Below are 14,375 nucleotides of genomic sequence, written 5' to 3'. Positions count from 1 at the left end.
TGAGTGAGTAGTTTAACAATTGAGTAGTTTAACAATTAAGTACTGAATGCTGCTGTGTCTTCCCACTGACAACATAATAGGAAAGGGGTTAATCGCATCTTAAGGTCACTTTGTATGGAATTAAAAGCGCGTGATTGAAGCAGAAGTTCACTTATCACTACATAACTTCCTGCGATCGCAAGCGGGTTTCCCTTCCTGGCCTCATCATTTGACGATGGCTAGATTGGTAGCACGTGCATTGCGAGTAGGCAGAAGCGCCTTAATTCAAGTCGGTGCGGCTTGTGGATTTCAAGGGCGTTATCGGACTAGTTTTGTCGCTTCGGCATTAATGTGGCAAGGTCCGGTGATTATTGTTGCTACACCCTGCGTACAACAACGTCTATTACGAGTAGAAATTCCCCGCCTGCAGGAGTGGCTAAAAATTGATAAATCAATTAGGACGGGTGATAACTTCCCCAATAGTGAATTTCAAGGATTATTTGTCACCTCCCCCCAAGCTTGGCTAGCCGCACAATTAGCTAACAAAGAAGCATTTCCCAAAAATATTCCCACAATTATTGACGGGGTCGACGATCTAGAAGATTGGGTAACCGAACAGTTGACCGTCAGCTTAACAGCGCAAGATTGGGAAGAATTAATGCTTGCTTGTCCCAAGCAAGTGGACAGAATTCGTTCGGTAAGAATAGAACTCACCCGAGAATTATTCCAACATCCGGTTAATCCCCACGAATGTTACTTGATTTCTCCCAAAGAAGAAGAAACTTTAATTCGATTATTTTCAGTTTTAAATTTAGATAATTTACCGGATACTTGGAGAAACTTTTATCAGCACTATCAACAGCAAGAAGTGCAAGCCAATAATCTACAAGTAAATAATCTACAAGCAAATAATTTACAGGCAAATAATTTACAGGCAAATAATTTACAGGCAAATAATTTACAGGCAAATAATCTACAACCCAAAAAATTTGTTTCACCTCTAGTTTGGGCAAATATCATTCGTCGTCAGGGGTCATTTTCTTTGCACAGTGCCCCCGTGGAACCTGCTAATATCCTTTCAGAAATTTGGGAACGGCAGCCAGTAGTTTTGATTGGTAGTGCCGTAGAAGCAGAAACGGAAGCTCCAATATTTCGTCAGCGTATGGGTTTGGGCGATTTAACTTGCTTGAAGTTCTCCTCAGATAGTCAAACCGAAGCAATTCAACTGTATGTACCATTACAGTTTCCTTTACCCAATACTCCGGAATTTCAAGGAGGATTTATCAATAAAGTTCGTACCCTGCTATGTTTAAGTGCAACATCACCGGGCTTAACGGTCATACTAGTGGGAGATGTACCTTTAAAATCGCAAGTGGGAACAATCCTAGCCTCTGAATTTGGTTCCCGAGTACAAGTAGAAAAAACCTGTTTAGAAGAAAATGGGGTTTTAGTCAGTGGTTGGGAGTTTTGGCGCGAGCATCAAAGTGTTTTACCTGCACCGGAATTACTAATTATTGCAACCTTACCTTTACCATCATTAGAAAATCCCTTAGTTGCTGGTAGAGTTACCTACTACAAAAAAAGACATCTAGATTGGTTTCGCCTGTACCTACTACCAACAGCTCTAAAAGAATTACAAAGAGCTATTGCCCCAGTCAGAGAAAATCAAGGCATTGTAGCTTTACTGGATAGCCGTGTAATCAACCGTAGTTACGGAGCTGATGTTTTATCCGTACTTAGTCCCTCAGCACGTGTCAATTATCTCGACCCGAACTTGTTTTCCAGAAAAGAGGAGATTGGGGATTAGAGACTAGTGACTGGCGATTGGGAATTACAGCGGAACCGCAGGTGACACAGCTAGAGGCTGAAATACACCTGCGGTGTAATTATAAATACACCTGCGGTGTAGTTAGAAAAAAATATCGATGATTTCTAGTCACTAGTCGCCAGTCCCCAGTCGCCAGTCCCCAATCCCCAACCCAAATGCTATCATCCCCATAAAGCCTTTTACTGGAAGCAATAAGTTATGGGTGAAGCAAAGCGTCGCCGAGAGGCATTAGGAGAACAATACGGACAAGAGGCGAGAATTTTACCTTGGGTTCCCATTACGAAAACTCAAGCTAATCTATTTGTCGAATGGACAACTCGTGGTGCTTGGTTGGGAATTATCTTGATGGTTGTTGGCTGGGTGACAATTCGTTTTATTGGTCCAGCTTTTGGTTGGTGGCAATTAGCTGATTAGTTTCAATGTTTCACTTTGAAATAAAATCTTGATTATTCGTAATTTGTGACTAACTAATCGATGAAAATACTCGTGAATTCGACATTCTAGAAATACTTCCAAGATTCATTCAAAAAAATGAAGGGTCAAGAGTAAACTTTTTGGTTGCTTTTGACCCTTCGAATATGAGAGAGTTATTGTTCCCAAAAAATTTGGAATAACTTTTACAAGAACCATCAATGCAAAAACATACAACAACATTTACTAAGCAAATGTTTCGGAAAATGTAAAAATCACAACTTTCTTCTTCCTACAATCTTGAAGTATATTTTTGGAAAACTTCACCAAAGTAATTCTAAGTCTATGGAGCCAAATGAAAGATTAGTTAGTACTCAATGACTAATAAAAAGGTAAATACTTAAGTGTTGTGCAAACTTTATGAACATTGAAACAAAACAGTGATTTATGTTACGTATTCTGTTAATTTTAATGAATTTTGATTGCACAGATAGGCTTTTATTGGGATTAGACTTAAATATACTTGTATTAAATTTTGGTTTATCCTGAAACTTATAAACCTTTATTTCAAACAAAGAGTTAAAAAATGTCTCAATAATTACATTTTACAAACTACAAAGAAATCCTGCCGAAATGGCAACACACTTACAATGTATTTCGCTATCGTCGTTGGTAAGTTAAACAAAAGCAAATTTTCTGTTTTGCCAACGTGTATCTATGAAAACCGTAGTCTAACCTGTCCCTAGCAAAGCTTTCATTAATTATCAAATGATAGAAAATGGGAGTAATAGAGGCACTCAATGGTATCAACTGTTGTAGAACAAGACTACAGATACGTAGCCAAGTTCAAGAGAAAATTGAGTAGTTATAACGTCCCAAACTGATAATTCAATATCTGAATTGCTCTTAAACAGAAGCAAGCATGCGTTTGGATTATGATTTGCAAGATGTTCTTGATTAAATCGGCACTTTAAGTCATATATGTACTTTTTACATGCTTGACTTGCACCGAATATAAGCTACTCTTGAAGCGGAATGTATTAAACGAAAACATGAGCGTACAGACTGATGTAAAGAAAAAATTAATTCTTTAAATTTTGGCTGATAGTTTAAACTCGCAAAGTGAATAGTTTGATACGGAAGCAAGACAAGTAATGGACTACTTTAATCTAGGTAGTAACTAAATTTCTTTGTTCTTTATATTTATCTGGAAATTGTAATGAATAGTTTACAATACCAGTTCATGAGAAAATCTAAAGAAAATATAAAACAGACTAAAAACACAGTGGTGTCTGGAGGACAAACGTGTTTCTGAGACTAGCACAACAACATCGACAATTCGTTCAAGATCTTGTAATGAACTTACAAGCCCTGGCTATCGTTCTGGAGCGACGCGGATATCCTGCGTCCTGCTACACCTGTGGCGACCAGATGAATAGTGCGTCTTTCATGGTTAGTTTAGGTGAGAATCACTTAATCAGGTTTTTGGTATCCGACTACGGAATTACTTGGACTGAAATGCGTGATGATCGCGAATTAATGAAATTAGAAGGTGCTGAAGCAGTTAATCAACTGCAAGAACTTGCTAATATCGTTAAGAACTTTGTAGGAACCCCAAAAATCCACAAAACTCTTGCTAAGCGCACTTAATCTTCCAGTGTGTTTGTGGATGCTTGGATAGTGATTAGAAGGCACATTGGGAATTTTGCCAGTTAGTTCCTAGTATGCGTTGGCTCTTTCGCTAGCTAATTTTTACCAAAAGTAACTATTGACTAACTATTACCCATAACCCTCTAATCAATAAAATTTAATTTCGAATGGGTTAGTTGTAAATTTATTTGTTCAGTTTGACTTCAAAGTATTGCCTAAATTCAGTTATTAGTTGTTTCGTCAAAGACAGCAAAAACACTTGTGAAGTCATAGTGATTTTACTTAACTTCATTGGCATAAGTAAAAAATGCTATTGTTGCCGAAATTGAGATAATTTTGTGATTTTTGATTGTTTTAGTTCGAGTTAGCTTTCCTGTGTTTATATTGCTCGTTCAAAACAAATTACTCCCAAAAGTATACCCATCAAGTTTTACAATAGCGATTCTTTGAATAATCCTTGCAGCTTTGATCGCGAGTAAAAACTTCTGGTTTGCGATTTTGGTGTTATAAGATTAATCAATCTTCAGGAAATATCAATAAGAAAATTATTCCATACCTTAATTTTGTTCGTGGTGCGTTACCGCTAATAAGCGCGTTCGCACCCAAAACAATAGAATGTTTTATTTACTGGAAGTCTCTCACAAAGGATTATTGCTAAATTTTGCCGACTTCAGGATTTCCAATCCTGGAATCAGATTTTTTGGCATTGATTTTTTGATCTCATCATTTTCTTCATCTTTCGCTTTTCACATTCATTCGCTTTTCACATTCAAATGATGTTTTCATAATCATTTGATCGCTACATAAAGTTAATAGCCACAACAAAATTTTGTCTTCAGTTACTTTAAATTAAGTGGACTTTAAATTAAGTAGAAAGTTCAGTTTTCTTAAAGTACATCATTCAAGCGCTAACAAGTTTTTTAATGGATGCTGTTGTCCCAACAATAATATTTGCAGCAGCTTCTAGACCACCAGCGTACTGAATATCTTCTTGTAATCTTTCAGCATTTTGCCTGTAGAAATCCTCTGTCATTACCCTTTGAACTGTATTCCTTAAATTAGCAACAGTTAATTTATTGAGTGGAATAAATTCACCTGCTCCAGACCAAGCAATACGTGTGGCGACACCCGGTTGACTGTTAGTAATCGGAATTACAACCAAAGGGACTCCATTACTTAGAGATTCTAAGGTTGTGTTCATCCCTCCATGAGTGATTGTTAGACTAGCTTTTTGCAATAACTCTAGTTGAGGTGCATATTTTACAACTACTGGATTTCCAGGTAATTTTGGTAATTCTTCAGGTTCAAGAGAACCACCCAAAGATATTACTAACTGCACATCTGGCGCGGCGCAAGCTTCAGCAATATAGGAAAAAATATACTGAATCTGATTTTGTACCGTTCCTAACGAGGCATAAATCAACCTTTTTCCACTTAACTTTTCAAATGGGAAGTCAACATTTTGACGCGTCCTAGGATGATGTAATGGTCCAGTAAAGTAAAAATTTGAGGGAAGTTGGCGTCTGGGAAATTCAAACTCTGGTGGTTGTTGACTCAGAGTTGCTAATCTTAATTCCGAGGAATAGTTGTGAGAATATGGTTCTAAATTCCACTCACAACGATAATCAGCTATTGTTTTTTGTATTGGTTTGAGCAAATTGTGCAAAAAAGCATAACCAACTTGATTGCGAATTAATGCCCACCATGCCAGATTATAATCCCAAGTTGTGAAATACGGAGGGACAACATCTTCTCCTTTTAGGAGCAAACTGGAACATACAGTTACAAATGGGATATTCAAATGTTCCGCAATAGTAATTCCTGCAGATAAAGCTTCATCTATCAACAGTAATTCGATCCCAGCAGTTTTAATCGCTTGGGGTGCGCGATGTAAAAATGAGACAGATAATTCTTGAAGTAACTCAATGGTACAGCGCAATCCTGCTAAACCATTAAATTTTCCTAACTTGCGAAAATATTCAGTTGTTGAACCAGGGGGAAACTCAGATTCTAAAATCGGGAAAAATTCCAATCCTGCTGCTAAAACGATCGCTTTAATATCCAGTAGACCGATCGCTGTAACGCGATGACCCCGTCTGTGTAGTTCATTTCCCAAAGCAATCATTGGATTGAGATGTCCGGTCGCTGGTGGACAAATAATGCCAAAGTGAGTCATTTTATAATATCGGTTTTCTAACGGGTTAATAGATAATTTCAAATACAAGCGCCGAAACAATAATTCGGTAATTTATTACAAATCCTGTTTTTAATACCCTTGACTTTTTATTTACTCCAGGCTAAGGCTTTGGTAAACAGAAAGGGTTTTAAAGACGGATTTGGGTAGATACATGTTTCTTCCCAGAGATCGAAATAGATTATTTTAATCTTATAGGGGTAAGATTACTAATTTATCAAGCTCCCATAAGATAGATATAGATAATGCACTTACGTCCAGTAAACAACATAAGTGCATTATCTATAGTAATTATTACTATTAGAAAAAATTGAAATTAAATCAATTTAATTTTATTTAAGTTATTTTATTTAATCTTCAAGAATTTTTCTAATCCTGCTACCATGCTTGGAGGCCAACGTCGAATATTCTTCACCCAATCAATATCTTTATATCTACGGTCTATTCCGTAGGCTGCGACCCAGTTACTTTCAGCTTCTCCTCTTTTTCCTGCAGCCCAAAGAACCACAGTTAATGCAGCCCGCATATCGGCAGACTGGGGATATTTACGAACAATATTTTTAATTTCTCGGGTTGCTTGTTCTTTTTTACCTAGTTCGTATAAAGCAAAAGCATAGTTAGCCCGTGCTAAGGAAAACTTCGGATCGATTTTCATTGATTTCTGGTAGTCAGCGATCGCCAAATCCCATTTACCTAATCCACCGTAAGCATTACCGCGATTGTTATACGCCATTGCATCATTAGGATCTAGCTTCAGGACGTAATTATAATCAGCGATCGCATCATCCCATCTCCCCAAGCCTTCAAATGCTGTTCCTCGATTTAAATAAGAGTCGGTGATGTTGGGTGCTAACTCTATAGCTCGGTCGAAATCTGTGACAGCATCTTCGAGTTTGTTTTGACTAATTTTCAAATTTCCTCGATTACTCCAAGCTGCAGGATTGGTGGGAAATTTCTCGATAATCTGCGTCCAGTAAGTTTCTGCTCCTTCTAGGTCACCCCTACTCATTGCAGTAAAAGCTTTCTTAGCTAATTCATCTCCGATTTTTAGTTCTTCATTTGTGATGAGAGATATTTGAGTTTGAGCAAAAACTGGTTCAGCCCAATTAAAAATTAACAATAAACTTAGTAAAATCCCAATTAATTTAAGCATTACTTTGACAGTTATTAGTTTGTGAGAATTGAGGGATTGGGAATTGGGGTTCGCGCAAGTGTGGTGATGCATTAGAAAAGCGGAGCGCGAGCAAAGACACACAGACACGTCAGTATCTACACGTCATATAGGGATTGGCGATTATGGGGCGACAACTTCGTATAAGGATGGTTAAGTAATTTTCTCGCCAGCCCCAGTCGCCAATCCCCAGTCGCCAGTCGCCAATCCCCAATTGCCGACACTACAACAAAGATAATTGTTCATTAGGTGGTTTGAAACCTAAGTGTTTATAAGCTGCTGCAGTTGCAACTCTTCCGCGCGGAGTTCGATGTAAATACCCAATTTGCATCAAATAAGGTTCGTAAACTTCCTCAATTGTTTGGGTATCTTCACCGGTCGCAGCTGCAATAGTTTCTAGACCTACAGGTCCACCATTAAATTGTTCGATAATAACGCTCAACATTCGCCGGTCTGTCCAATCTAAACCACAGGGGTCAACTTGAAATAATTGTAATGCTTCCCCTGCAACCTCTTCCGTAATTTCACCACTCTTTTTTACTTCAGCATAATCACGGACGCGTTTGAGTAATCTATTTGCGATACGTGGCGTTCCTCGCGCTCGTCGGGCAATTTCTGCTGCACCATCATCACTCACAGGCGTTTTAAGTAATTTAGAACTGCGAAGAACGATTTGACTAAGTTCATCTACTTCATAGAAACGTAACTTTTGAATTAAACCGAAGCGATCGCGCAATGGAGAAGTTAAAGCACCGACACGGGTTGTAGCCCCAACTAGAGTAAACTTTGACAGTGGGATACTGCGTGTTCGAGCACTAGCACCTTTACCCACAGTAATATCTAAACGAAAATCTTCCATTGCGGGATATAATATTTCCTCTGTCATCCGCGAGAGGCGATGAATTTCATCAATAAATAAAATATCTCCAGGTTTGATATTCACTAATAACCCCATAATATCCCTGGGTCTTTCCAGAGCGGGTGCACTAGTAATTTTATAATTCACCTCCATTTCTGCAGCTAAAATCATTGCCATTGTGGTTTTTCCCAATCCGGGGGGACCATACAAAAGTAGGTGATCTAATACTTCACCTCTGGACTTGGCTGCTTCAATTGCAATTGCTAATACATCTTTTAAATCTTTTTGCCCAATATAGTCAGCAAAACGTTGGGGGCGAATGCTCTCTTCTGGCTTACCCTCTTCGTCCTTGGCTGCTTGTGGTTGTAAAAGATTTTCATTGGGGGGAGAAGATTTAGCTTTTTCCCTTTTTGATTTGGGTTTTTTACCTGGTTCTGGAGGGTGTTTTTTGGAGGAGATAATTGCCATAATTCACCGGCTATCGACTTCTACTTGTAAAACTTGAAGAGTGCTGAAGACAGAAAAAATGTGACGACGATGCAAAAATTTTACCTTCATTTCCTTCCCCAATTCCGAAAACAAAGATTAATTGACAAAAATCAAAATAACTTTTCTCATTGGGAATGAGATATTTGGCTGAATTAAGTAAGGGTGAAGAATTTTATATTCTCCTCAAAGTATTTGTGACAGAGGGGCTTGGAGAATTTCAATCTGGCTCTGTGAAAAAAGCTTTGGGGTTATGGTCTTATTCTGAAGCTTTATCATGTATGCTGTCTTATTGGGTAAAAATACGGGTGCAAATCTTTTTCTTTTCACCCTCAAATCAGCTCGTCAGTTTTAATTAAAATTTATTTTCCGGGTAATTACTCAGGAGTCAAAATTCCTTATGTTAGCCAAAAGAATCTTACCGTGCTTAGATGTTCGGGCGGGACGAGTTGTCAAAGGAGTTAACTTTGTTGACCTTAAAGATGCAGGAGATCCCGTAGAATTAGCAAAAGTTTACAACGAAGCAGGCGCAGACGAGTTAGTGTTTCTAGATATTACAGCCTCTCATGAAAACCGAGATACTATTATTGACGTCGTTTACCGGACAGCAGAACAGGTCTTCATTCCCCTCACAGTAGGCGGTGGGATCCAAACCTTAGAAAATGTTAAAAATCTGTTACGAGCTGGGGCAGATAAGGTTAGTATTAATTCTGCGGCTGTACGAAACCCAGACTTAATCGACCGTGCAAGCGAACGTTTTGGCAATCAATGCATAGTTGTTGCAATAGATGCTAGACGTCGCACGAATTCGGAACATCCTGGGTGGGATGTATATGTTAAAGGTGGACGCGAAAATACTGGTCTCGATGCCTTGGAATGGGCAAAAGAAGTAGAAAAACGCGGTGCTGGAGAACTGCTGGTAACTAGTATGGATGCTGATGGAACGCAGGCAGGATATGACTTGGAATTGACAAGAGCTATTTCCGATGCTGTACAAATTCCTGTTGTTGCTTCTGGTGGTGCGGGTAATTGTCAACATATTCATGCAGCGTTGACTGATGGTAAAGCTGAAGCTGCGTTGTTAGCATCACTACTACACTATGGACAATTGAGTGTAGCAGAAATCAAAACATACCTACAGGAACATAAAGTTCCTGTCAGGATAAATGATTAATTCTCATTAATTTCCAGCACAATAAACCTAAATTGAATTGCATGGAATTGCACACACTTTCCGAAAAGAATGTTAATATAAATTTACAAGAATTAATATAATTTAAAGTAGATTATGTTGGTTCCAATTTTAGTTCTTGATGTCGCACTAGTAGCCTGGTCGTTGCATCTAATGGAAAAAGCTTTTGAAAACAAGGAGTTTTCCTTGATGCTGGCTGGTTTGCTAGTTGCTCTTGCGGCGGCAGCAATGATGGTTGTGTATTTTTTAATGGGTAATTGTATGAGCTATTTGCTCCACTCTTAATTGAAACATTTTATCCATCTTTTGTTAAGATGTCATTCTGTCTTGAAAAATAACAATTGCAAAAAACTACAAGTAAACAAGTTAAAAATATCTTTGTATTTGAGCAAAAAGTTGTTTGTATATATTTAAAGATATATTAAATTACTTATTGACAAATTTTGCGACTTTGTGAAAATCTATTTTTGTTAGTTGTTAGTATCTCTATCGTCGAATTTAACTTGTCGAGTAATACTTTGTTTACGTCTGATATGCCAACATCTGAAAATTAAATCATACAGATGAAGTTGTTAACTCTAAAGATTGTAAGCTTAGAAATTCTATTTTATAGATATATGTACTTGACAAAACATTCTTTATTAATACAAGATTAGAGATGCATTATCCGGGGTTATAGCTCAGTTGGTAGAGCACCTCAATGGCATTGAGGGGGTCAGCGGTTCGAATCCGCTTAGCTCCATATTTTTGGCATATGAATAATTATTGAATGTGAGTGAGATATCAGTCATAATTAATACAGATGATTGAATTTTTCTCAACCAAATTAGCTAAATTACTTTAGCCTGTAGGGCTTGGTAAATATTTCTGGATTGACTGGGAAATAAAAACATAAATTGACTTAAAAAAACTTGTAATTTTCTCTCAGTAACAACAGTAATTTTGCATAAATAACTCAATAAACAGAAATTGTTTAATTTTAGAGTCATAAAATTAACAGGCTTCAGAATTTGAAATAACTATTTAGACAATAAGAAAGAGAAAATAAAATGAAAAAAATAATTTGCCACGCTTTTGGAAGTAATTCGGCAACAGCTTGTGCAGCTCTTATACTGGGTTTGACAACACTGTTATATTCTTCTCCCAAAATATCAACTGCGGAAGCGCACGCGGTAGCAAAAAGTAATACAGTTACTCCTCGAAGGCGAATTGAGATTGACTTATCAGATCAGGTGCTAAGAGCATGGGATGAAAAAACAATAGTTTATATGATGCCTGTTTCTACAGGAAAACGTTCAACACCTACACCCACAGGTAAATATCGCGTTCAGACCAAATTACGCTCTACCCGGATGCGTGGTGATGGGTATGATATTGCCAATGTTCCTTACACAATGTACTACCATGAAGGTTATGCAATTCATGGCGCTCCTTGGCGTAAAAACTTCAACGTTCCTGGTAGTCACGGTTGTGTAAATTTATCTGTAAAACATGCTCGGATGCTATATCAATGGGCGAGAGTGGGAACGCCGGTTATTGTGAAACGGTAATTGGTAATGGGTCATATAAATTTTTTCCTATTCCCAATCCCAAATCTTCAATAGCAATCCCCCAATCTCAACTCAATTGTGCTACTAATTGATTTTCCAAGAGGGTTTCGTGGGTTAATAGGTCTTCGACAGTAATGCGCAAAAATCTTTTTTCGTCCACTTGAAAACAAATTTTAATTCGATCGCTACCTGGAAAACCTGGTGGTGTTAGTTTTGCAATACTTCTAGCACCATCTTTATCATTAAGGGGAGTGACACTAGTTCGCTCACTTTCTAAACGACGGGTAACTAAGCGATCGCCATCAAAATAAACTTCTGTTGCACCCGCATCTGCACCCAATTCACCCATGATTAATTCAATGCTGGGTTGATTTTCCATGGAAGCTCCCAACACTAACTCGACTGGGTTACTCATAGGGTAGGGCTGTCCGGGAGGAATGATAGGATGCCAATTATGGCGTTTATTGCGTCTATCCCAATAGCGAATTCCATAACTGTGATAGAGAAAATCTTTAATTTCTAAGCCTTGTGCGAGTTGTAATGCTCCTTGGGCGATCGCTTCAAAAGGACGTTCGCATCTAACTTTGTTTGGTTCAAAATACTGCTTTACCCATGACTGTAAAGCTGTTAATTGTGATGTTCCACCAACTAATAGCACTGCATCAATATCTGTAACTTCTATTCCCTGACGTCGTGCTTGCTGCAAAAGAGACGTCATTGATTCATCTAATAACTCAAAAAATGAGTTTTCTTTGAGAATATTTTCTAGGGTTTCGCGATTTAGTTCTAATTCGTAACTTTCAAAGGTTTCATCATTAAAATAAACTTCACTGGCTTGGGATTGGGTGGAAAGTTTAATTTTTACCTTTTCAGCTAATCTTGTGGTGAGGGGAGTTACTGCTAGTCCTTGAGTTTTGGCAAAATAATCGACTATCCAATTATCAATATCGGTTCCTCCCAAATTTTGCCCAGCCTTTGCTAATACTCGAGCAGTTTTTACCTTTTGTTTGGAGTCTTCTGCTAAAGATTTATTTCCCCACTTCAACAAAAAACCCACAGGTTTTGTGGTGTTTTTAACGCTTTTATCCAACTGTACCAAAGATAAATCTAGGGTTCCACCACCAAAATCAATTACTAACAGATTGTCTTGCTCTGTCAAACCATAGCCTAATGCTGCTGCTGTTGGTTCATCCAACATGCGTACTTGTTCTACAGGTAAAGCCTGACAAACTTCTCCCAACCAGTGACGGTAAGCTTCAAAACTATCGACAGGAACTGTCAATACTAAAGAATCTCCCACATCAGGATTTGTTGCGCTTAACTGGGAAATCACTTCAGATAAAAACCATTTTCCTACCTGTTCAAAATTGATAGTTTGTCCGTCTAACTCAGGCATAAATCCTGGTATAGATGCCCCAATACCCCGCTTAAAACTGCGAAAAAATCTTGATTCACCGCTCAGATCTAGACCGCGATCGCGCACTTGTTGTCCGACTAAAATCTTTCCTTGGACTGCATCTTCCACATAGACCAAACTGGGAATTAAAGGCGGATTTAGACTTTGTTTAATTGATAAATTAGGTATATTTAAAGTCTCTGGCTGCTGGGTAACAGGATTCCAGCGAGCAATAACTGTATTACTTGTACCAAAATCTATTGCTATTGCCATATTTTATCAATAATTGAGAGGTATTGAGAGCAAGTTTTTGAATTATATATCTTTGTTCTTAGAATTAATTTTATCGTCAAACCATACTTTTTTGGTATTGATGATTTTTCCATAAATGCAATATATTATCAATAATTTATTATTATTTGAGAAGATGGAAATATATAACCCCTACAACATCCAAATACGAAGGAGATTTATCAGTTACCAGTTACCAGTTAACAGTTACCAGTTACCAATTACCCATTACCCATTTACCGACGAGTCAAAATAGCGTACTGAAGACGTGCTTCAGCTAACCTTTCATCTAAATTAGGTCGAGCACCAACAGTAAATTCACCAACAACTAATAAACTTCAACTATTGGTGCGATCGCTATTCCGATTTCGGGCTGTTGGTTGTTGATGGTACCAGCAGTTTTGATAATTTCTACATCACGAAAAGCAAATAATCAAATAGATATAGCACTGCAGAAAACTGAATCTTAACCTATATCTTGCATCTGTTTTATCGACTACGCTTTTCACACCTGGGATTAAAATCCCAGTCTAATAGTATAAGTCCATTGAAATGGACTGGGGATATGAATCGAAAAATGAGTAATATATTAATTTGGCTAACATCTTCAGGCTATTAACTAAGTTTGCCGAATATAAAAACTATTTCTCTGTTTCTACACCTGTCCATTTGGTAGTTAAAATTTGAAGTAGATTCTGAAGTTTGAAATCATTCCAACTCAAAGTTTCAGAAGTTTCAACAATTAAATCTCCCTGCTTGAGATTAGTTAGCAGCGCAGAACCATTTTTAAGACTATGGAAAAGAGCATCTGCAACTTGTAATTGATTTCGGGGAAAAGTGTAGTAAATTTTATCTTTCTCAATCCTAACTTCTTTTGGTAAAGCTCCATTAGGAATTTTACCTCCCAAAAATACTTTCCAACCTGCAATGAGAGAACGGTAAACTATTGATTCCGTTTCAAACTGAGGAGATTTCAATAAACGGATTTCGCCTTCAAGGGAATCTTGGTTAAGGGTTATTTTTTCTGGAGTGAAATGTAATTGAACTAAAACTTTCTGATGTTCGATTGTTGCAGTTAATCCTTCTTCAGGATGTGTTTGTAAGCTTTTTAGTTGATCAACTCTAGATTCGGCTTGTTGACACAGCAGTAAAACTGTTTTCTCCTTTAAAATCAATTGCTTAGCTTGTGAGCTAAACATGATGTATTCCCCAAGAGTTTTCTGTAATAATTTTCTGGACTCCTGAAATGTTGCTTTAAGTTTGTTAAATACGCTCATATAGCAATCATATTTGACTTGTGGATAGGTAAATCCTGTAGAGACGCGCCAGAGGCTAACGCCGACGCCGCAGGCTCTGGCGCGTCTCTAC

The 14,375-nt window shown here is 37.8% G+C and carries 13 protein-coding genes and 1 tRNA gene; 8 read left to right on the top strand and 6 right to left on the bottom strand.

Features of this window, described 5'->3' with window-relative positions:
* The first annotated feature begins 130 nt into the window (after positions 1 to 130).
* From QNJ50_RS15810 to QNJ50_RS15800, 3 genes are all read left to right on the top strand, one after another.
* A complete protein-coding gene (locus QNJ50_RS15810; RefSeq protein ID WP_300636857.1) occupies positions 131 to 1,786 on the top strand; it encodes an ATP-dependent DNA helicase in 1,656 nt (551 codons plus the stop codon).
* Positions 1,787 to 2,005: 219 nt separating this feature from the next.
* On the top strand, positions 2,006 to 2,221 hold the full coding sequence (locus tag QNJ50_RS15805) for a DUF2839 domain-containing protein (RefSeq protein ID WP_300636855.1): 216 nt from the start codon (positions 2,006 to 2,008) through the stop codon (positions 2,219 to 2,221).
* 1,302 nt (positions 2,222 to 3,523) lie between these two features.
* Complete coding sequence (locus QNJ50_RS15800) at positions 3,524 to 3,868, top strand: DUF1815 family protein (RefSeq protein ID WP_300636853.1); 345 nt, start codon at positions 3,524 to 3,526, stop codon at positions 3,866 to 3,868.
* 901 nt (positions 3,869 to 4,769) lie between these two features.
* On the opposite strand, the gene QNJ50_RS15795 is transcribed toward QNJ50_RS15800, so the two are convergent.
* From QNJ50_RS15795 to ruvB, 4 genes are all read right to left on the bottom strand, one after another.
* Positions 4,770 to 6,044 (bottom strand): glycosyltransferase, encoded by a 1,275-nt coding sequence (locus tag QNJ50_RS15795; protein WP_300636851.1) that lies wholly within the window; start codon positions 6,042 to 6,044, stop codon positions 4,770 to 4,772.
* Positions 6,045 to 6,408: 364 nt separating this feature from the next.
* Positions 6,409 to 7,215 (bottom strand): tetratricopeptide repeat protein, encoded by an 807-nt coding sequence (locus QNJ50_RS15790; protein WP_300636849.1) that lies wholly within the window; start codon positions 7,213 to 7,215, stop codon positions 6,409 to 6,411.
* 116 nt (positions 7,216 to 7,331) lie between these two features.
* Positions 7,332 to 7,457 (bottom strand): hypothetical protein, encoded by a 126-nt coding sequence (locus tag QNJ50_RS15785; RefSeq protein WP_300636847.1) that lies wholly within the window; start codon positions 7,455 to 7,457, stop codon positions 7,332 to 7,334.
* Positions 7,457 to 8,560, bottom strand: coding sequence for a Holliday junction branch migration DNA helicase RuvB (ruvB, locus tag QNJ50_RS15780; protein ID WP_300636845.1), 1,104 nt, complete (start codon positions 8,558 to 8,560; stop codon positions 7,457 to 7,459). Before ruvB ends, QNJ50_RS15785 begins: the two co-directional genes overlap by 1 nt.
* 164 nt (positions 8,561 to 8,724) lie before the next feature.
* On the opposite strand from ruvB, the gene QNJ50_RS15775 reads away from it, so the two are divergent.
* From QNJ50_RS15775 to QNJ50_RS15755, 5 genes are all read left to right on the top strand, one after another.
* Complete coding sequence (locus QNJ50_RS15775) at positions 8,725 to 8,937, top strand: hypothetical protein (RefSeq protein ID WP_300636843.1); 213 nt, start codon at positions 8,725 to 8,727, stop codon at positions 8,935 to 8,937.
* Positions 8,938 to 8,978: 41 nt separating this feature from the next.
* The gene (hisF, locus tag QNJ50_RS15770) at positions 8,979 to 9,752 is read left to right on the top strand and encodes an imidazole glycerol phosphate synthase subunit HisF (RefSeq protein WP_300636841.1); all 774 of its coding nucleotides are present in this window, start codon (positions 8,979 to 8,981) and stop codon (positions 9,750 to 9,752) included.
* Positions 9,753 to 9,866: 114 nt separating this feature from the next.
* Positions 9,867 to 10,055, top strand: coding sequence for a hypothetical protein (locus QNJ50_RS15765; RefSeq protein ID WP_027845068.1), 189 nt, complete (start codon positions 9,867 to 9,869; stop codon positions 10,053 to 10,055).
* Positions 10,056 to 10,439: 384 nt separating this feature from the next.
* Positions 10,440 to 10,512: transfer RNA gene (locus QNJ50_RS15760), tRNA-Ala, on the top strand.
* A gap of 307 nt (positions 10,513 to 10,819) precedes the next feature.
* On the top strand, positions 10,820 to 11,320 hold the full coding sequence (locus QNJ50_RS15755; RefSeq protein WP_300636838.1) for a L,D-transpeptidase: 501 nt from the start codon (positions 10,820 to 10,822) through the stop codon (positions 11,318 to 11,320).
* Between the two features lie 67 nt (positions 11,321 to 11,387).
* Here QNJ50_RS15755 and QNJ50_RS15750 read toward each other — a convergent pair whose 3' ends face one another.
* Together QNJ50_RS15750 and QNJ50_RS15745 are read right to left on the bottom strand one after the other, a co-directional pair.
* Entirely contained in the window at positions 11,388 to 12,989 is a 1,602-nt protein-coding gene (locus QNJ50_RS15750; RefSeq protein ID WP_300636836.1) for an Hsp70 family protein, read from the bottom strand.
* Between the two features lie 659 nt (positions 12,990 to 13,648).
* Entirely contained in the window at positions 13,649 to 14,206 is a 558-nt protein-coding gene (locus tag QNJ50_RS15745; RefSeq protein WP_300636834.1) for a hypothetical protein, read from the bottom strand.
* Positions 14,207 to 14,375: the final 169 nt, after the last annotated feature.

Origin of the sequence: Mastigocoleus sp. MO_188.B34 (assembly GCF_030065675.1) — a bacterium.
Lineage (GTDB): Bacteria > Cyanobacteriota > Cyanobacteriia > Cyanobacteriales > Nostocaceae > Mastigocoleus.
This window is presented reverse-complemented; position numbering and strand designations above follow the sequence as displayed.